General features: G+C 53.1%; 18 protein-coding genes. 10 read left to right on the top strand and 8 right to left on the bottom strand.

What is annotated here, in order from left to right; genetic code table 11:
- Window positions 1-164: 164 nt before the first annotated feature.
- The 4 genes from EL111_RS02615 to EL111_RS02600 all read right to left on the bottom strand — a co-directional run bounded on the left by EL111_RS02615 (window position 165) and on the right by EL111_RS02600 (window position 5,784).
- Window positions 165-941, bottom strand: coding sequence for a hypothetical protein (locus EL111_RS02615; RefSeq protein WP_123795517.1), 777 nt, complete (start codon window positions 939-941; stop codon window positions 165-167).
- Window positions 938-2,689, bottom strand: a complete 1,752-nt coding sequence (locus tag EL111_RS02610; RefSeq protein ID WP_123795518.1) for a bifunctional biotin--[acetyl-CoA-carboxylase] ligase/type III pantothenate kinase — start codon at window positions 2,687-2,689, stop codon at window positions 938-940. Before EL111_RS02610 ends, EL111_RS02615 begins: the two co-directional genes overlap by 4 nt.
- Window positions 2,686-3,201: a D-glycero-beta-D-manno-heptose 1-phosphate adenylyltransferase gene (gene rfaE2, locus EL111_RS02605; protein WP_162842977.1), complete on the bottom strand. Its 516-nt coding sequence runs from the start codon at window positions 3,199-3,201 to the stop codon at window positions 2,686-2,688. The genes EL111_RS02610 and rfaE2 overlap by 4 nt, the downstream gene beginning before the upstream one ends.
- A gap of 183 nt (window positions 3,202-3,384) precedes the next feature.
- Complete coding sequence (locus EL111_RS02600; protein WP_123795519.1) at window positions 3,385-5,784, bottom strand: penicillin-binding protein 1A; 2,400 nt, start codon at window positions 5,782-5,784, stop codon at window positions 3,385-3,387.
- Between the two features lie 159 nt (window positions 5,785-5,943).
- Between EL111_RS02600 and pilM the strand changes: the two genes are divergently transcribed.
- The 7 genes from pilM (at window position 5,944) to aroB (ending at window position 13,079) form a co-directional block, all read left to right on the top strand.
- The gene (pilM, locus tag EL111_RS02595; RefSeq protein ID WP_123795520.1) at window positions 5,944-7,056 is read left to right on the top strand and encodes a type IV pilus assembly protein PilM; all 1,113 of its coding nucleotides are present in this window, start codon (window positions 5,944-5,946) and stop codon (window positions 7,054-7,056) included.
- A complete protein-coding gene (locus EL111_RS02590) occupies window positions 7,057-7,638 on the top strand; it encodes a PilN domain-containing protein (RefSeq protein ID WP_123795521.1) in 582 nt (193 codons plus the stop codon).
- Complete coding sequence (locus tag EL111_RS02585) at window positions 7,638-8,297, top strand: type IV pilus inner membrane component PilO (RefSeq protein ID WP_123795522.1); 660 nt, start codon at window positions 7,638-7,640, stop codon at window positions 8,295-8,297. Before EL111_RS02590 ends, EL111_RS02585 begins: the two co-directional genes overlap by 1 nt.
- A 19-nt stretch (window positions 8,298-8,316) precedes the next feature.
- Complete coding sequence (locus EL111_RS02580; protein ID WP_123795523.1) at window positions 8,317-8,889, top strand: pilus assembly protein PilP; 573 nt, start codon at window positions 8,317-8,319, stop codon at window positions 8,887-8,889.
- Between the two features lie 56 nt (window positions 8,890-8,945).
- Window positions 8,946-11,009: a type IV pilus secretin PilQ gene (locus tag EL111_RS02575; RefSeq protein WP_123795524.1), complete on the top strand. Its 2,064-nt coding sequence runs from the start codon at window positions 8,946-8,948 to the stop codon at window positions 11,007-11,009.
- 120 nt (window positions 11,010-11,129) lie between these two features.
- The gene (locus EL111_RS02570; protein WP_123795525.1) at window positions 11,130-11,648 is read left to right on the top strand and encodes a shikimate kinase; all 519 of its coding nucleotides are present in this window, start codon (window positions 11,130-11,132) and stop codon (window positions 11,646-11,648) included.
- 351 nt (window positions 11,649-11,999) lie between these two features.
- Complete coding sequence (gene aroB / locus EL111_RS02565; RefSeq protein WP_123795526.1) at window positions 12,000-13,079, top strand: 3-dehydroquinate synthase; 1,080 nt, start codon at window positions 12,000-12,002, stop codon at window positions 13,077-13,079.
- Window positions 13,080-13,597: 518 nt separating this feature from the next.
- Here the strand turns inward: aroB and EL111_RS02560 are convergent.
- The gene (locus EL111_RS02560) at window positions 13,598-14,077 is read right to left on the bottom strand and encodes a DUF3465 domain-containing protein (RefSeq protein WP_123795527.1); all 480 of its coding nucleotides are present in this window, start codon (window positions 14,075-14,077) and stop codon (window positions 13,598-13,600) included.
- A gap of 129 nt (window positions 14,078-14,206) precedes the next feature.
- Window positions 14,207-15,001 carry a hypothetical protein gene (locus tag EL111_RS02555; RefSeq protein ID WP_123795528.1) on the bottom strand — a complete coding sequence of 265 codons (795 nt, stop codon included), beginning with the start codon at window positions 14,999-15,001 and terminating at the stop codon, window positions 14,207-14,209.
- Between the two features lie 99 nt (window positions 15,002-15,100).
- Here EL111_RS02555 and EL111_RS02550 point away from each other — a divergent pair, with 99 nt between their 5' ends.
- Window positions 15,101-15,352: an NGO1151 family protein gene (locus tag EL111_RS02550; protein WP_123795529.1), complete on the top strand. Its 252-nt coding sequence runs from the start codon at window positions 15,101-15,103 to the stop codon at window positions 15,350-15,352.
- A gap of 60 nt (window positions 15,353-15,412) precedes the next feature.
- Window positions 15,413-16,213, top strand: a complete 801-nt coding sequence (locus EL111_RS02545; RefSeq protein ID WP_123795530.1) for a basic amino acid ABC transporter substrate-binding protein — start codon at window positions 15,413-15,415, stop codon at window positions 16,211-16,213.
- Between the two features lie 318 nt (window positions 16,214-16,531).
- On the opposite strand, the gene EL111_RS02540 is transcribed toward EL111_RS02545, so the two are convergent.
- Window positions 16,532-16,951 (bottom strand): PACE efflux transporter, encoded by a 420-nt coding sequence (locus EL111_RS02540; RefSeq protein WP_123795531.1) that lies wholly within the window; start codon window positions 16,949-16,951, stop codon window positions 16,532-16,534.
- A 400-nt stretch (window positions 16,952-17,351) separates the two neighbouring features.
- Here EL111_RS02540 and EL111_RS10480 point away from each other — a divergent pair, with 400 nt between their 5' ends.
- On the top strand, window positions 17,352-17,513 hold the full coding sequence (locus tag EL111_RS10480; RefSeq protein WP_162842975.1) for a hypothetical protein: 162 nt from the start codon (window positions 17,352-17,354) through the stop codon (window positions 17,511-17,513).
- An 82-nt stretch (window positions 17,514-17,595) separates the two neighbouring features.
- Here the strand turns inward: EL111_RS10480 and EL111_RS02535 are convergent, their stop codons facing one another.
- The gene (locus tag EL111_RS02535; RefSeq protein ID WP_123795532.1) at window positions 17,596-18,354 is read right to left on the bottom strand and encodes an iron ABC transporter ATP-binding protein; all 759 of its coding nucleotides are present in this window, start codon (window positions 18,352-18,354) and stop codon (window positions 17,596-17,598) included.
- Window positions 18,355-18,421 lie beyond the last annotated feature (67 nt).

Genomic DNA, 18,421 nt, shown 5'->3' with positions numbered 1-18,421 from the left:
CAAAATGGTTTTCCAAGATTTTCATCTTGCCGAAACCTATTTGCAGACGGCCTTTGTATAGTCGAATAAAATAAGAATGAGACAAGGCAGCGAAGCCGCAGACAGTACACATAGTACGGCAAGGCAAAGCAACGCTGTATCATTCTTATTTTAAATGACTATATTTATTCGCAGCGTTTTACCGACCAATTTTCTGCCGCACCCGATATTTTTCTGATGGCTTCAATATCCTGATCGGTTTGCGGCAGGAAAAGTATCTTGATGCGCGGCGGCTCGATTCTGATACCGCCCAATTCCGCCTGAACCCTGCTGCCGCCAAACCCTGCCAAACCCAAACGGGCAATTTGAACTTGTGCGGACGAGCGGTCGGGGTGCACGCCTGTGCTGATTTCGCCGTCAACCAACGTACCGCTGAAGCCCTGCCGTTTCAAATCGTCCAATTTCGCCAACACATCGCCCTCTGTCGGCAGCAACACACGGAATGTTTTGGCGGCATGATTGCTGTGCGGCACCGGTAATGTATTTTCAATATTGTGCGGCCAGCGGGAAAGCTGTTTTTCCAAACGGCGGTAGTCATGCTCGGAAAATTCGGCAAACACTTCCGGTCGGCATTGCGACACTTCCGGCTCAGGCAACGACACCTCCTGCTCCGATGGTTCTGATTTTTCCAACGGTTCTGCTTTTTCCGACAGTTTTAGTTCTTCCGATGGTTCTGCTTCTAAAGAAGCAGCTGCCGTATCCGCCGCCTGCCCAACGGGTAATTCTGCCTCGGCAATAGTTTCCGTGTGCAGAATCTGTTCCCATTGCGGTTCGTCATCTTCCATCATCAAGCCGTGAACCCATTCCGGCGCACGTTCCGCAGGTGGTGCCAACGGCGCGCAAGATACCGCTCCCAATATCGCCGCTATCCCCGCAGCCAATCTGGTCAATGTGTTTTTCATGCTTGCCCGATCCAGCTCAGCAAACCATAAATCACTAAATTATCAACAATTTTTACATTATTCTCTGCTAAAAACTTTTCCGGCAGCGCCTGCACGACTTTGGCCGCGCCGCCGCCGGTAATCACCACATCAACCGGCTTGCCCTCGCCGACTTTGTTTTGCAGACGGCCATGCATCATCATCAGCGAGCCGCAAACCGCGTCCATCATGCCGCTGGCCAAGGCATTGGAAGTCGTGGTGGGGAAGGCATAAACCTTGCCGACAGGACGGTTCAGATTAGCGGTTTTCAATGCCATTGCTTCTTTCATCAAATGAAATCCCGGCATAATCGTTCCGCCCAGATAATGATTATCGTCGGTCAGCGCATCGGTGGTGACTGCCGTACCGCAACTGACCACCACGCAGGCATTGCTGCTGAAACGGCGGCTGCCCAGCGCATTAAACCAACGGTCTGCCCCGTGTTCCGCAGGATTACGGTAATGATTGCGGACACCGAGTGCCTGCCCCATCGACGGCAGCCATTCGACCGAACAGCCGATTTGTGCTTCCACCAAGGCTTTTTTCGCATCGCCGCAGACCGCGCAGCCGACAACTTTTTTCAAGCCTTCCGAACGCTCCGCCCACTCTTCGCCGAGTCTGGCCAAGTCGCGGTAAGGAGCGCGGCCGACTTCGCTGAAACTGCCGTTTTCCACCCATGCCCATTTGAGCTGGCTGTTGCCGCCGTCCAGCAACAGATAACGGCAGTTGCGGACGATTTTTTCCGGCAACGGGTTATCGTTCGGGCGCAGACTGATTTCGCCGCACACGATGGTTTTTCTGCCGTCTGCCGTATCCAACAGCAACGCGCCCTGCCCGTTTACTCCGGCCACTTCGCCTTCGTATGCGGTTTTACCGTCTTCCAACAGGCGGACGGCTCTGCCGTGATCGCGGTTGGCTGCCTGATAATCGGCAAGCATGGGCGTAAAACCTTGTTCTTCAAAGCGGCGGAACGCGCTGTCCAATTCGCCCAATAATGTTGCCAGCAATTTATCTGCCGATGCGCCGCGCTGTGAGGCCGTCTGGAAAAGTGCCTGTACCGAAGCGGCATTTTCAACTTCTTTAGGCAAGACAAAATTGATGCCAATACCGACCACGGCAACGGTTTGGCCGCTGTTTCGGACGGTTTCGATGAGAATACCGCCGAGCTTGTCGCGCCCCACCACCAAATCGTTCGGCCATTTGATTTGCGTGTTCAAACCCAATGCCGCCAATGCGCGGTGACACGCCAATGCGGCAACCAGAGACAATGCGCCCAATTCCTGCTGCGGCTTGTCGAACGCCCAACCGAAACTGAACATCAGGCATTCGCCCAAACGGTGCTGCCAAGTCCGCCCCTGCCGTCCGCGCCCTTTGCTTTGGAAATGGGGGACACACAAGTGTTTGTGCGCTTTTTGCACCGATTCGCGCGCCAAAGACAAAATTTCATCGTTGCTGGATACGCATTCGTGCAGCAAGGCCGTCTGAAAACCGTGTGCCTTAGCGCTTTTTTCCAGCACTTCACGGTCAAACAGTGCCAACGGACGCACCAGCCGCCATTGCCCGTCCTGCTGGCGCAACAGGCCGCGGATGTGCGGCGGCATTTGCTGCCAAAAGCCGTTCAACTGCTGCGGTTTGACACCCGCGAGCCGTGCAAGCCGGGAAACGTGCTGCGGCAGGCCGTCTGCAAGTGCGGTCAATACCTGCCAATGCGGCGGCTTGAGCGACATCATTGCGCCGTTTCCCCATCTGCTTCTGCGGCACGGATTTTTGCCAGCGTTTGAGTGGTAGAAGTTTGATGTAAAAACGGAATCGAATAAACTTTTCCGCCGCGCGCCACCGTTTCCGCCGCGCCGACAATTTTCTCCACCGGCCAGTCTCCACCCTTAACCAATACATCAGGTTGGACTGCTTCAATCAAGGCGGCCGGGGTATCGTCGTCAAACCACGTGACCAAATCAACGCTCTCCAAAGCTGCGGCAACGGCTGCCCGGTTTTCCAGCGGATTAATCGGCCGGTCTTCGCCTTTTCCCTGACGGCGCACGGAAGCATCGGTATTCAAAGCCAACACCAATGACGTACCTGCTGACTTTGCCTGCGCCAGATAGGTAACATGGCCGCGGTGCAGAATATCGAAGCAACCGTTGGTAAATACCAACGGGCGTGGCAAGGCCGCCAAACGCTCGGACAAGGCTTCGGGCGGGCAGATTTTCTGTTCAAAATCGGGCAAAGACCATTCAGACATGATGTTTTCCAAAATCATTTGATGGGGCGATTCTAACATATCCGCACGGCTTGTGAGTTGCCGTACAGCTTGCATAAAGCAGGAACAAACAGAAAAGGCCGTCTGCAAAATTCTGCTCAAACCTTTGATTGGGTTTCGCAGATTTGCAGACGGCCTTTTTTTCAAACCGAAACGGGCCGGTTGTTAAAACAGGGCATCAAGCTGCCTGCTGCCGCCGCTGTTGGTCGGATTGACCGGCGTTTCTTTCGGCTTAGGCGCAACCGGTGTACCGCCGCCGGACTGCTCCTGCGGTTTGGCATTATTTGCCGGACGGCTGCGGCGTGGTGCGGCCTGCTGGCGTGGCACGCTGCCTCTGTTGTCCAAAGTCAGCTCCGAGCTGGTGGTCTGGCGTTCTTTCATATAATACTCTCCGCCCATGCTGACCAAACCTTCGGGTGCTTTCATGCCTTTGTTGCTTGTGCCTTTCAGGGCGAATTTCATGTAATCCACCCAAACCGGCACGGCAATCGTACCGCCGTAACCGGCGCGTCCCATGCTTCTCGGTTTGTCGAAACCGATATACACGGCGGTCACCACACTCGGGTTGAAGCCGACAAACCATGCGTCTTTGTTGTCGTTTGTCGTACCGGTTTTACCGGCAATGTCCGAACGTCCCACCGCCGCCGCACCACGCGCTGTACCGGAACGGACAACGTCCTGCATGATTTTATACATGATGTAGGCATTGCGCGGATCGATGGCCTGCGGCGCATTTTCTCCGGCTACCAACGGCTGCATCTGGGCGCGCAGACGGCCTTGGCTGTCGTAAATTTTATCGATAACGTGTGCGGAAACTTTATAACCGCCGTTGGCAAATACCGTATAGCCTTCGGCAACGCGCAGCGGTGTGGTTTCACCCGTACCCAGCGCCATAGACAGCGTAGCCGGAATTTCAGACGGCTTGAAGCCGAAACGTTGGATATATTGTTGCGCGTAACCTACCCCGATAGACATCAGAATACGGATAGATACCATGTTTTTGGAGGCTGTCAGGGCTTGGCGCAGCGTGATGTAACCCGCATAACGGCCGTCTGCATTTTTCGGCGCCCAAGCCTTGCCGCCCGCACCTTTGCCCGGCAAAACAATCGGAGCGTCGTTGATTTGGGTAGAGGCCGTCATGCCTTTTGCCAAAGCAGCCGAATACACGAAAGGCTTGAAGGTAGAGCCGGGCTGACGCATGGCCTGCGTTGCGCGGTTGAATGTTTTACTGTGGTAATCATAACCGCCCACCAAAGCGCGGACGGCACCGGTTTTCGCATCAAGAGACACCAGCGCACCTTGAAGCAAAGGTTCCTGCACCACGCGCCATTGGTCGCCGCTGCCTTTCACGCGGATAACCGAACCTTTGCGGATACGGTCATCGCCCATTTTTTTATTGTTGACGGCGCGGGCGGCAAAACCCAGCGCACCGCTGCCCAAAGTGACCCTGCGGCCGCTCGGCAGTTGGACAACCACATTGTTTTTGCGCGTAATATCCACCACCACCGCAGGAATCATACCGTCCACGGTATAAAGCGTAGAAAGGTGCTTGCCGACGGTTTCTTCAATATTGTCCGACTGGCTCAAATCGATAAAGTCTTCCGCACCGCGATAGCTGCTGCCCCGATCGAAATTACGCAAAGCCTTACGCAGGGCGGCTGTAGCCACTTTCTGATGCTCCGTGCTGACGGTGGTATAAACTTTAAACCCTTGGGTATAGGCGTCTTCGCCGTATTTTTCATACAGCTCTTGGCGTACCATTTCCGCAACATACAACGCGCTTTGGTCGATTTTCTGCACAAACCGCTCGTAATGCAGCTTTTCCTTCATCGCTTGGTCGCGTTGCTGCATGGTAATCATGCCTTCCTCAAACATATTGTTCAGGATATAGGCCTGACGCAGCTTGGCGCGCTCCGGGTTGACAATCGGATTATATGCAGACGGCGCTTTGGGCAAACCTGCCAGCATAGAAGCCTCCGCCAAGGACAATTCTCTGACATTTTTATTAAAATAAATCTGTGAAGCCGCCGCAAAACCGTACGCACGCTGACCCAAATAAATTTGGTTGAAATACAGCTCCAGAATCTGATCTTTCGTCAGCGACTGCTCGATTTTATATGCCAGCAACGCCTCATTGAATTTGCGCGTAAACGTGCGCTCGCTGCTCAAAAAGAAATTCTTGGCAACCTGCTGGGTAATCGTACTCGCACCCGACTGCACGCCGCCGGCCACCACATTGCCGATAACGGCACGAGCCACACCGACGACATCCACGCCCCAGTGATCATAAAAACGCTTGTCTTCCGCAGCAATCACGGCATTTTTCAAAACATCGGGAAAATCCTCGATTTTTGTAAATTCGCGGCGTTCTTCGCCGTACAAACCGATGACTTTGCCGTCTGAAGAATAAACCGTGAGCGGCATTTTCGGCTGGTAATATTGGACGCTTTCCAAAGACGGCAGTTTGGGATAGGTAACCAAAATCGCAATCGCCACCAAACCTGCGCCAAACAGCGACAAGCCCAATATCAAACCGATCAGAGTCGTTATAATCTTCTTAATCATGACTTATTAATATTTGCCATTAGCGGCATTAAATAAAGTAAAATAGACAGCAGTTTCCATTAAAACTCCGCTGCCGCTGTATTTGCAGAAACCGTATTTTAGCAGACGGCCGGTCGGAAAACAGACCGCTTCAGACACAATGATACAGGGAAATCCCCGATGCGCTTATTCAAAAATCATTTCAAACCGTCTCCGACAGCGGGAAAAAAAACCAACTCCGCGCCGTGGCGTACCGCCGTCGGTATCGACATCAGCCAGTATGCTGTGAAGATGGTTCAACTTACAGGCAGTAGTTTAAACCAAATCCGACTGGAAAAATACGCCATCACGCAACTGCCGCCCGATATTATCAAAGGCAACAAAATCCAAGACTACGATTTGCTTGTTACCTATTTGCAACATACTTATACCCAATTACAAAGCAATTGTAAAATTTTTATCGCAGCCCTGCCGCACAGCATGGCCACATTGGAACACGCCGTATACCGTACAGACGGCCCCGGCACTCAAAACGATTGGGAAACCTTTGCCGAAATGCAGGCAACACAAATCGGGCCGTTTGAAGACATGAATTACGACTACTGCCGAATCCGTCCCAACAGCCGTAGCGAAGAGCAGAAAATTCTGATTGCCGCCGGCAAAAAAGACGACATCGAGCCGCGTGCCGAAATGTTTGAACACGCCCTGCTGCCGCTTCATGCGCTGGATATCGACCTCATCGCCCAGCGCAACGCCGTTGCCCACTGGCTCAACCGCCACGCCCCCGATTTGGCACACGAAAAAACCGCCGTTTTCGGCATTTACGATACCCAAATGTATGCCTTGGTTTTACAAAGCGGAGAAATCTTATACCGTCAGGAAACTGCCATCGGCAGCGAACAGCTCAACCAACTCGTCCAGAGCCACTACCAAACCAGTGAAGAGCAAGCACGATACACGATAAACGCCGCCGACAAGCCCGACGATTACCAAATTCAGGTAGCCGACCGCTTCAATCTTCAAATTACGCAGGAAATCCGGCGGGTTTTGCAGTTTTACTACACCACACAACCAAGCGACAGCCAATCCGCCATCAAACATATCCTACTGACCGGCCCCGCCTCACAACAAAACGGACTGGCGGAACTTGTTTTTGCCCACACCAACACACCTGCCCAATGCGTTTACCCCGCATTGGAAGCCGACAAAAACGAACGTATCGACTTGGCCAGACTGCAAACAGACGCGCCGTCCCTTACCTTGGCTTTCGGTTTAGCACTCAGGGGGTTGTAAATGATAGAACCGATTAAAATCAATCTGCTGCCCTACCGCGAAACCGACAGGCAGAAGCGCAAGCAACAGTTTAAAATCCTCATGCTGGTCGCGGCAGCGACCGGTTTGTGCCTGAGTGCCGTAATTTACGCCACCCTCAACACCGCCATAGCCAATCAGGAAAACCGCAACCGCTTTTTGGAAAGCGAAATTGCCAAATTAGACCAAAACTTGGGAGAAATCCAACAGCTTCAGCAAGAAAAAGCCGATTTTTTAAGCAAAAAGCAAACGGTAGAGGAATTACAGAGAAAACGCTACCAAGCCGCCCGCATCATCGACTCCCTCAACACGCTGACGCCCGAACAGACCTACCTGACCTCACTGGAAGCGGAAGACTCCTCAACCTACAAATTGAGCGGACGCGCAGCAAACGACAACAAAGTCGCCGTACTGATGCGCGCCCTGCCCGCAAGCGGAACATTTGAGCAGCCCGAGCTGCTGGGCATCAAAAAAACAGGCAGTCACCAAGAGTTCAGCCTGAAAATACGCCTGACCGGCACACCGCAAAACCGGACAACCCTACCGCAGGAGCAACAACCGTAATGTCATCGCTAAAGCTCAAAGACGCAGACATCAAAGATCTTTACCTCCTGAGCCTGCCCGCACGCCTACTGGTAGCCGTGCTGCTCGCGGCTGCCATATTAGTGTTCGGCTACGCCGCATTTTTCCGCACCCAATCGGAGGAGCTGGCGGCACAACAAAGCCGTGAAACCCGTTTGCGCGAAACCTATACCCGAAAAAGCATTCAGGCGGCCGGTTTGGAAAACCTTCAGGCAGAATTGGAAAGCACCCGCGCCGCATTCAGCGAACTGTTGCGCCAATTGCCGACCGATGCCGAAATTCCCAACCTGATTCAGGAGCTGCATCAGGCAGCCTCAAAAAACGGATTGCGCTTGGACAGCATTACCCCCTTAGCGCCGGTTGCAGACGGCCCGGTTCAAAAACTGCCGTATACCATTTCCCTAACCGGAACATTCGCGCAGTTACAACACTTTACCCGTGATGTCGGCAGCCTTTCCCGCATCATCACTCTGGACACGCTGAACATTGCCCGACCGACTACCCCCGGTTTTGCAGACGGCATGCTGACCCTCAGTGCAACCGCCACCACCTACCAAGCCCGCGCCCGGAAAGAAACCGCCGATGAAGCAAGCGCCGAAAACATCGAACACTCCGAAAAACACACCGAAGCCACAGACTAAACCGCAGTAGCAAAACCATATGAACAAAATTTTCTTACTTTCCTGCCTACTGACGGCTGCCTGCTCGCATTCAAACGACGATTTAAAACAATGGACGGAACAAACCCGAGCCGCCGCAAAAGCCGATACACCGCCGTTTGAAGCAGCCGCAACCGTTGCCGCCGCAACCTATACCGCACCGCCTCATTCCGGCCCGAACGCCTTCGATTCACGCCGTCTGCAAAACCGCACACAAGGCTTGGACGCTCCCAACCCCAACCGCCGCAAAGAAGCTCTGGAAGCATTCGACCTCAACAAACTGCGCTATGTCGGCATATTGGAAAGCAACGGTAAAACTTCCGGCTATATCGAAGCAGACGGCCATGTCTATACCGTTACCGCAGGCAATTACATCGGACGCGACCACGGCAGAATCCGCAGCATTACCGCCGAAAAAATCCTGCTGACCGAATTGGTAGAAGGCAGCGACGGCAACTGGATATACCGCAGCGCCGAACTTACCGCCGATGCGGCAGAAGCCTCCGAACACAACGCAAAACCGCAGCAAAACCAACAACAACCCCGTCTGCAAAACAGCCCGACCGGCGAATAATCACTGCCTGTCGCTTGCCATACAGACCAAACAAGATTCAAAATGGGTTTTACTTTATGAAACGCAAACACATCACCACACTGCTCGCCTGTTTGGGTATGACTGCCGTTTTGCAGACGGCATATGCCGGAAACATTACCGACATCAACGTATCTTCCCTGCCCGACGAACAGAAAATCATCAAAATCCGCTTTGACCGCGATGTCGTCCTGCCCAGCGGCTTTATCAGCGGCACACCCACCCGTATTGCATTGGACTTTGCCGATACCCGCATTCTGCTGCCGCAATCCGTACTCGAATATGCCGATCCCCTGCTGAACCAAATCACCGCCGCGCAAAACAGCAACCGCGCGCGCATCGTTCTGGGCTTGAATAAAACCGCACAATATACTGCCGAAATCCGCGACGAAGAAGTGTGGGTATATATCAGCGAAACCGCCGACCAAAACACAGCCTCCGTTTCTCCGCCCGAAAATACCCCCTACCGCCCTGCCGAAACCGCACACATCGATTTCCGCAAAGGTTCGGGCGGCAGCGGCATTGTCGAACTGGATATTTCGGGATTCGACGGCACGCCCGACATCAAAGAACAGCGCGACCGCGTCATCATTACCTTGAACAACCACGCCATGCCCACACAAGCCCAACGCAGTCTCGATGTCGGCGACTTCAACACCCCCGTCCGCAACATCACCCTGAAGCGCATGGGCAACGCCACCCGGCTGACCATTCTCAACAACGGCTTATGGGAAATGAAAACCCGTTCCGCAGCAGGCCGTTACAGCTTTGAAATCCGCCCGAAATCAGCCGAAGCATTTACAGACGGCACAAACAGCCTCACCGCCAAATCCTTCAAAGGCCGCAAGTTGTCACTGGACTTCCAAAACATCGAAGTCCGCACCATCTTGCAGATTCTCGCCAAAGAATCCGGCATGAACATCATCGCCAGCGATTCCGTAGGCGGCAAAATGACCCTGTCGCTCAAAGACGTACCTTGGGATCAGGCCTTGGATTTGGTGATGCAGGCGCGCAATCTCGATATGCGCCGCCAAGGCAACATCATCAACATCGCCCCGCGTGAAGAACTGCTGGCAAAAGACAAAGCCTTTTTGCAGGCAGAAAAAGAAATTGCCGAATTGGGGCCGCTGTATTCGCAAACCTTCCAACTGAAATATAAAAACGTCGAAGAGTTCCGCAAAATCCTGCGTTTGGACGAACGCAGCAGTAATAGCAGCAGCGGCGGAAACCGCAACACCCTGCTCAGTCCGCGCGGCAGCGCACTCATCGATTCAGGCACCAACACCCTGATTGTTACCGACACACGCAGCGTTATCGAAAAATTCCGCAAACTGATCGACGAATTAGACGTAGCCGCCCGCCAAGTCATGGTCGAAGCACGCATTGTCGAAGCAGAAGACGGTTTTTCACGCGATTTGGGCTTGAAATTCGGCTACTCCGGCAACCGCTCCGGCGGCAATACCGCTTGGGGCAGCACATGGAACGGCGGCACGGCTTTAGGCAGCAGCCCCAACATCAACCTGCCCGTTGCCGCCGCTACATCTTCCGTAGCACTGGTGCGCTCGCTGTCATCAGGCGCATTAGGATTGGAGCTTTCCGCTTCCGAAGCGCAGAAAAAAACCAAAACCATCTCCAATCCGCGCGTGCTGACCCAAGACCGTCAGGAAGCCTCTATCGAATCGGGCCAAGAAATCCCCTATCAAGAATCCAGCTCCAGCGGCGCGACTTCCGTTACCTTTAAAAAAGCCGTACTCGGATTGACCGTTACCCCGAACATCACGCCCGACGGCCAGATTATCATGAACGTGAAAATCAACCGCGACACCCCTGTTGCCTGCCAAACAGACGGCGTGCAAACCCTCTGTATCAGCACCAAAAACCTGACCACGCAAGCCATGGTCGAAGACGGCGGCACCCTGATTATCGGCGGCATTTACGAAGAAAGCAGCGGCAACAGCATCAACAAAGTACCGCTTTTGGGCGATATTCCCGTTATCGGCAACCTGTTCAAATCACGCGCCCGTTCCGAAGAGCGCAAAGAGCTGCTGGTTTTCATTACCCCGAGGATTATGGACGGACAAGGCAACAACTTACGCTACTAAACCCAGCAAACAGGCATACTTATTTCAAAAAGTATGCCTGTTTTAATATTTCCCTGCATAAACTACCGCCGATTTTCCAAATAAAACACTTTTCTGCCAATATCGTATAGAATTGCCGTTATGGAACACATCAACGGCAACTTAATCTTAATCGGACTGATGGGCGCGGGCAAAACCACCTTAGGCAAGCACGTTGCCCAAATACTCGGGCGCAGGTTTTACGACAGCGACCACGAAATCTGCAGCAGCTCTGGCGTATCGATTCCCACCATCTTCGACATGGAGGGCGAGCAAGGTTTCCGCAATCGGGAAAGCGCCATGTTGAACAAACTGGCCGCCGAGCGGAACATCGTCCTTTCTACCGGCGGCGGAGCAGTCTTGCGCGAAGAAAACCGCCGCTGCCTGCGCGAAAACGGCACAGTCGTCTATCTGCATACCCAACCCGAAGTCCTGCTGGAGCGAACCCGCCACGACACCAACCGCCCGCTGTTGCAAGTCGAAGACCCCTTGGCCAAACTCAAGGAACTCTACAATATGCGCGACCGGATTTACCGCGAAACCGCCCACATCGTCATCGAGTCGGAAAACTATCAGAAAACCGTTGACCGCCTGCTGAATGCTTTACGGCAAACGGCCTGAGCAACACAGCAAAATACCGCAAGGCCGTCTGCAAATCCCCATTTTGCAGACGGCCTTTCATTAACGCACAGGCTGCACCGACTTCGTACCCATTACTGTCGGATAACAGAAATGAAAAAATGAAACACAACCGCCCAGCCGCAAACCATACAAAAATACGGGCTACGGCAGCTTGGTTTCCCCTTTGAACAAAGCGCAGTAACGCGGTATCATTCCGCAGAACACAACCCTACCAAACCGTTCCGCACAACCATAAAACAGGCAACAGAACGCACAAGCGGCAGGCAAACACAACCCACGCCATACCGCCCCAACCATAAGACAAGCCGACAATCATACTAGGATTTTCCCATGCACACCCTAACCGTCCAAACACCTTCCCATGCCTATCCCATCTATATCGGGCGCGACCTGCTGGACAACGCCCACGAGCTGCTCAAACCCCATTTGGGCAAAAAAGCCGCCATCATTACCAACGAAACCGTTGCCCCGTTTTACCTGCAAAAAGTACAGACGGCCTTGGATCGCGCCGGCGTACCGCATTTCAGCATTATCCTGCCCGATGGCGAAGAACATAAAAACTGGCAGACGCTCAACCTGATTTTCGACGGCCTGATGGCAAACCGTGCCGAACGCAAAACCACCCTTATCGCACTGGGCGGCGGCGTTATCGGCGACATGGTAGGTTTTGCCGCCGCCACCTACCAGCGCGGCGCACCGTTTATCCAAATTCCGACCACCCTGTTAAGCCAAGTAGACTCATCAGTCGGCGGCAAAACCGCCATCAACCATCCGCTCGGCAAAAACATGATTGGCGCATTTTACCAACCGCAAGCCGTACTCGCCGATTTATCCACCCTGCACACCCTTCCCCCCCGCGAACTTTCGGCAGGCATGGCAGAAGTCGTCAAATACGGCATTCTCGGCGACGACGGCTTTTTCGCATGGCTGGAACAAAACATGGCAGACCTGATGGCACAAGCCCCCGAAAAACTCGCCCAAGCCGTATATCACTGCTGCAAAATGAAAGCAGAAATCGTTGCCGCCGACGAAACCGAACAAGGTATCCGCGCATGGCTCAACCTCGGGCATACTTTCGGACACGCCATCGAAGCAGAAATGGGCTACGGCGTATGGCTGCACGGAGAAGCCGTTGCCGCAGGTTGCGTACTGGCCGGCCGCCTCTCCGAACAACTCGGCAAAACCACCGCCGGCGACACTGCCCGCATCGCCGCACTCATGCAGGCCGCCAAGCTGCCGACCGAGCCGCCGCGTTTTCCGTTCAAACAATGGCTTGCCCACATGAGCCACGACAAAAAAGTCGAAGGCGGCATCATGCGCTTCATCGGTCTCGACCGCTTGGGCAAAGCCAACATTACCGAAATCACCGACACCGAAATCCTGCGCCGCACCCTGCAACCCTACCTGTAAACCGTGCGGCACAACCCGCTTGTCCCGCGATACCGCAAACGGGCAAACAGCTGATGCCCGTCCGCATCCGGCAAACCATTCAGAAACATCAGACGGCAACACATTCCCTGATTGTTTCCGACAACTTGCCCGTCGGATTTCACGCCCCGCCGCCCCATATAGTCGAATAAAATAAGAATGAGACAAGGCAGCGAAGCCGCAGACAGTACACATAGTACGGCAAGGCAAAGCAACGCTGTATCATTCTTATTTTAAATGACTATACACCCGTCCGCTTGCTTGTTTTTTAAAGCGGTAACTTTACAAGGTATTTATTCAATTTTCAGGCAGGTGTAAAACCCGCCCCGACCATCCGTTTTGGTTCGCTTCCTGTTTTGTGCCAAGGTCTCGACCGATATTTACTGCTGCATATCCAACCATATTTGATATGGAGACAATATGCCGCCATTTGCCGTTTATGCTGTTTGCCGTTGATGGTTGCAGGCAGCCGTTCCCATACTGCTGCCGTTTCAAACGGTTTACTGATACCGCTTGCCGTTATGTTCCAACCAGCCGTCGACATGATTGCCGCGCGGGTCGTGGTGCGTCCAATGAATCACGCCGCCCTGCTCCGTCCATTCGTATTCGCCGTAAAAACTTACGGTATCGCCTTTTTTAAGACCTTTGATTTTTTCGGCAAGATCGATATTGTGGGCAACCAGCAAAGTCTGCCCGCTGGAAAGTTTGAGGATAAACCGCTGATGGCGGCTGCCTTTATTGTCATCGGGCAATGTTTTGATGACTTTGCCGCTGCCCTGAACCTGCACATCGCTCTGTTTTTGCTCATAGGCTTGCTGCAAGATGCGCTCGGCACTGCGTTGGTCGGCGTAGTCCTGCGGCGGCTGTCGGGTTTGGCTTTGTGCTGAATGTTGCGTAACCTGCCCGTTCTGTTCGGCAGGAAAAAACTGCTGGTAGGCAAGCGCAGCCAATGCCGCGATTAAGATAAACCATTTTTTCATGATAGGTGTCTTGTCGGTAGGTATCTGTTAAGTCTGTCAAAATTTTCGGTGCGCTTTTCATCTGCCGCCGTTGCACAATAAAAGCGGCGGCAGGTATGGCGAAGGCGGGTTTTATCCCGCCCTGCCTGTTTACCGCTTGTATTTCATTTCGTATTTAAGGTCGTTCAACACCCGTTGGAGATTGTGAGTCAGCACTTCTTCTACCAAATCCGGCGCCTGCTCGCTTAAAGTCTGCTGCATTTGATACGTCATCAACGCCACTTGTTTTTGCAGGGTGGTGCGGATAATGCCGTTGACCGCATCGGTCAGGTGCGGGCGCAACCGCTTGACCAACCGCTCAGTCAGCTCTTGTTCCGAAAGACAGAATACTTCTTTTCTGCCGACGGTTTGCGGGTTCAACACATTGATGTTAACGGGGATTTTTTCTTCTACCACATCCAAATCCGCCGCTTCCATGCCGTCTGCAAAACCGCCTTCTTCCTGATTTGCAGACGGCTTTTCTTCCTGCTCGGGTTCGGGAAATTCCACGCTGCGGCGTTTGGGGTTGAACCATACGCTGCGGCGGGAATCGATGTGTTTGTCGGATACGCCGGTTTGCAGGGCATTTTGTGCGGCCAGCCAGTTTTCCTGCAGCAATACCATGGTGTCGGTTTCAACCGTTTCGCCGCTTTCGGCCACACCGACATTGTGCTCTTCCTGCCATTTTTTCAAATATTCTTGTAAGATTTTGTCCCGGCTTTTATCATCGAGCCGCCGCACGTTGGTCTGCCCGGCTGATGCTCCGGCCGCAGCACCGCCCTCCGGCGAGCGTTGCAGCAGCGGCGCGTGGGTATAAGGCGCGTTGATTTGGCGGGTTTGGCGCAATTTTTCCAGACGGCTTTCCCAAGAAGGGGCGTCTTCGTGTGACGGCGGATTTTGGTTCATATCGGTCTCGCGGCGTATCGTTTAGAGGCTGTTTGGCAATCGGAAGCAAAGCGGCTTCTGATATAATGAAATATTCTAACAGATTCTAAAGAAACTATCATGAGCAGCATGGAGCAACGCCTCGATTATTTGGAAGAAGCCAATGATGTTTTGCGGATGCAGAATCATGTATTGGCCACCGCGCTCAAAGGTCTGATTCGCGCCCTGCCTGCCGACACCGCCCAAGATGCCGTCGAATCTATCCAGCTTGCTTTTGAAGACGCGCTGGCGGAGTTGAGCTATGAAGACAGCCCGCACGTTGATTTGTTCCACGATGTAACCTATGCTTTTTTCCGCGAAAAAGAGCGTTGATTGTGTAAACTTATGCTAAACTAATCTTTTATTCTTTATTCCGTCTCAAAGGAGTTGTTGATGAACATGAAAAAATGGATTGCCGCAGCCGTAGCCTGCTCTGCCCTCGTATTGGGTGCTTGCGGCGGACAAAGCAAAGACAGCGCGGCCGCACCTGCCGCCAATCCCGATAAAGTTTACCGCGTGGCCATGAATGCGGAATTTGCGCCTTTTGAATCGCAAGATTCTTCGGGCAACATCGAAGGTTTCGATGTCGATTTGATGAACGCGATGGCCAAGGCCGGCGGTTTCAAAGTGGAATTCAAACACCAGCCGTGGGACAGTCTCTTCCCTGCCTTGAACAACGGCGATGTGGACATCATCATGTCGGGCGTAACGATTACCGACGACCGCAAACAGTCTATGGACTTTACCGACCCTTACTTTGAAATCACCCAAGTCGTGCTCGTACCCGAAGGTAAAAGCGTTTCTTCTTCCGAAGAGCTGAAAAACCTGAACAAAGTCGGCGTGGTTACCGGCTACACCGGCGATTTCTCGGTATCCAAACTGCTGGGCAACGACAGCCCGAAAATTGCGCGCTTTGAAACCAATCCGCTGGTTATCAAAGAATTGGAAAACGGCGGTCTGGATGCCGTGGTACTGGACAGCGCAGTTGTGGCCAACTATGTGAAACACAACGCCACCAAAGGCTTGTCTTTCCTGACCCTGCCTGATTTTGATATTGAAAACTACGGTATCGCCGTCCGCAAAGGCGACGAAGCCTCTGTTACCATGCTGAACGATGCGCTGAAAAAAGTGCGTGAAAGCGGCGAATACGACCAAATCCACGCCAAATATTTTGCGGAAGAAAGCAAACAATAAGCGGACGCTTATCTGAGCCCAAAGGCCGTCTGTAAAATGCTTGCAACGAAATTCGATATTTCCGGCAAGCATTTTACAGACGGCCTTTTTATACTTAAAGCCTGCTCCAAACCCCGATAAACGGCTGTATAGTCATTTAAAATAAGAATGATACAGCGTTGCTTTGCCTTGCCGTACTATGTGTACTGTCTGCGGCTTCGCTGCCTTGTCTCATTCTTATTTTATTCGACTATATCTCCCGTCCGAACCACAATCGGGCAAACCGCAGGCCGCACGCCAAACGGCAACGCAGTATCCTGTTGTATCAGACAACTGTTTTCAACGTCCGTATTTTGCCAACAACCGCGCCCGCGCGTGATCGAATATCCAGTTGAACACCAGCGAATACGCCACAATCAGCAACGACAGCCCAATATCCGCCAACAAAGCCGCCCACCAGCCCAAGCGTAAAAAATACATCACCAGCGGTACGGTAAAAAGCAGCAGCCCGCCTTCAAATACCAGAGTTTGAAGGAAACGCACGCCCCAGCCGCGTGCCTCGCGCCTGCCGGTAAATATTTTGTCGAATCCCCAGTTGAATGCAAAATTCCACAGCATGGCAACCAATGAAATGCTGATGTTCATCGCCACCGCCGAATCCGTACCGTGATGCCCTGCACACAGCACCGCCAGCGTACCGATTGCCACCGCACCGATTTCAAACAGCAGCATATGGATAATGCGGCCACACAAACCCATTGCTCTTCTCCGCTGCAAAACCGCCATTATAGCCAAGTGTTCCCATCAAACATACGGCTCATGCCGTCTGCAAACTGCGGTTTAACAAATCTGCCCAACCGTTATATAATAACTTTCCTGCAATCCGCGGAATCACGCCATGTCCGCCGCCAAGCTACCCCCCCCCCCCGAAATATGACAAATGCAATAAATTATCCGTTACCCTGCGGATAATCCGCAATTTCATGCTGCTGGCGTTTTACGGCATGATGACCTTGAGTTTCTATTTCATTTTGCGCCTGATGGCCGTCTGAAAATCTTTGGTTGTCCGACCCGATACAGTCGAATAATACAGAATGCGACAAGACGGCAACGCCGCATTATCTTGTGTTAAACAACCATACTTCCTGCGAGTACCGATATGACCCACCCGACCGACAAACAACAACCTGCCCCGCTCGAGGACGAACGCAATAATCCGGTCTTCCGTTTCGGCCGTGCCGTAGCAGGCTTTATGCTGGTGGTATGGTTCGGCGTTTTGGCCTTGGTGTTTTTCTTGGTCTTCCGTTTCTGGCTGAGCTGATTGCCCCATACAAAAGGCCGTCTGCAAATGGGCAGCGCGTGATGCTGCCCATTTGCAGACGGCCTTTTGCCGTATTCCCGTTTCAAATATGATGCACTATCAGCTTCTTGCCGCCATAATCCAATACATCGGCTTCCATACCGAACAAATCTTTGATATTCGCCGCCGTAAACACTTCTTCCGGCTTGCCCGTCATCTCGACTTTCCCGTTTTTCATCGCCACCACGAAATCCGCATAGGCCGCGGCTTGGTTGATGTCGTGCAACACCACTACCGTGGTGCGGTTGTGTTCGTCGGTCAGACGGCGCAGAAGCTGCATCAGGGCGCGGGAATGGTACATGTCGAGATTGTTCAGCGGTTCGTCGAGCAAGACGTATTCGGTTTGCTGGCAGAATACCATCGCAATCATCGCCCGCTGGCGTTGTCCGCCGGAAAGCTCGGTCAGATAGCGGTCGGCGAAACAGTCGAGATGAAATTCCTGCAAGGCGTTTTCCACAACCGCGCGGTCGTTTGCAGACGGCCTGCCCTGATGGTAGGGATAACGCCCGAACATCAGCAGGTCGCGCACGGTAATGCGGCTGACGATGCCGTGTTCCTGAGTCAGAATCGACAGCGTTTTGGCCAGCTCCGAAGAAGGGGTGGAGGCAAGGTCTTGCTCTCCGTAACGGATACTGCCCTTCGCCAGCGGCTGCAACCGCGCCATAAACGAGAGCAGCGTGGATTTGCCTGCGCCGTTGGGTCCGATAAGTGCGGTAATCCCGCCTTGCGGAATATCGAGGCTGATGTCGTTGAGGATAAGTTGGTTGCCGATTGTGTGGCTGACGTTACAGATTTTAATCATGGTTGGAAATCATATGGGGCGGGTTTAATCTGCCGTTTTTGTCGGGGACGGGTGCTTCTGCGGTTTC

Origin of the sequence: Neisseria animalis (assembly GCF_900636515.1) — a bacterium.
In the GTDB taxonomy this organism is placed as follows: domain Bacteria; phylum Pseudomonadota; class Gammaproteobacteria; order Burkholderiales; family Neisseriaceae; genus Neisseria; species Neisseria animalis.
The sequence above is the reverse complement of the archived record's forward strand: the minus strand, read 5'-3'. Positions and strand labels throughout refer to the sequence as shown.

Coding starts and splice junctions, on each gene's coding strand:
- EL111_RS02600 (WP_123795519.1), bottom strand. CDS start 5,784: ATGATTAAGAAGATTATAACGACTCTGATCGGTTTGATATTGGGCTTG.
- EL111_RS02560 (WP_123795527.1), bottom strand. CDS start 14,077: ATGAAAAAATGGTTTATCTTAATCGCGGCATTGGCTGCGCTTGCCTAC.
- rfaE2 (WP_162842977.1), bottom strand. CDS start 3,201: ATGTCTGAATGGTCTTTGCCCGATTTTGAACAGAAAATCTGCCCGCCC.
- EL111_RS02550 (WP_123795529.1), top strand. CDS start 15,101: ATGAGCAGCATGGAGCAACGCCTCGATTATTTGGAAGAAGCCAATGAT.
- EL111_RS02580 (WP_123795523.1), top strand. CDS start 8,317: ATGAACAAAATTTTCTTACTTTCCTGCCTACTGACGGCTGCCTGCTCG.
- EL111_RS02555 (WP_123795528.1), bottom strand. CDS start 15,001: ATGAACCAAAATCCGCCGTCACACGAAGACGCCCCTTCTTGGGAAAGC.
- EL111_RS02540 (WP_123795531.1), bottom strand. CDS start 16,951: ATGGGTTTGTGTGGCCGCATTATCCATATGCTGCTGTTTGAAATCGGT.
- EL111_RS02535 (WP_123795532.1), bottom strand. CDS start 18,354: ATGATTAAAATCTGTAACGTCAGCCACACAATCGGCAACCAACTTATC.
- EL111_RS02615 (WP_123795517.1), bottom strand. CDS start 941: ATGAAAAACACATTGACCAGATTGGCTGCGGGGATAGCGGCGATATTG.
- EL111_RS02575 (WP_123795524.1), top strand. CDS start 8,946: ATGAAACGCAAACACATCACCACACTGCTCGCCTGTTTGGGTATGACT.
- EL111_RS02585 (WP_123795522.1), top strand. CDS start 7,638: ATGTCATCGCTAAAGCTCAAAGACGCAGACATCAAAGATCTTTACCTC.
- EL111_RS02545 (WP_123795530.1), top strand. CDS start 15,413: ATGAACATGAAAAAATGGATTGCCGCAGCCGTAGCCTGCTCTGCCCTC.
- EL111_RS02610 (WP_123795518.1), bottom strand. CDS start 2,689: ATGATGTCGCTCAAGCCGCCGCATTGGCAGGTATTGACCGCACTTGCA.
- pilM (WP_123795520.1), top strand. CDS start 5,944: ATGCGCTTATTCAAAAATCATTTCAAACCGTCTCCGACAGCGGGAAAA.
- aroB (WP_123795526.1), top strand. CDS start 12,000: ATGCACACCCTAACCGTCCAAACACCTTCCCATGCCTATCCCATCTAT.
- EL111_RS02590 (WP_123795521.1), top strand. CDS start 7,057: ATGATAGAACCGATTAAAATCAATCTGCTGCCCTACCGCGAAACCGAC.
- EL111_RS02570 (WP_123795525.1), top strand. CDS start 11,130: ATGGAACACATCAACGGCAACTTAATCTTAATCGGACTGATGGGCGCG.
- EL111_RS10480 (WP_162842975.1), top strand. CDS start 17,352: ATGACCCACCCGACCGACAAACAACAACCTGCCCCGCTCGAGGACGAA.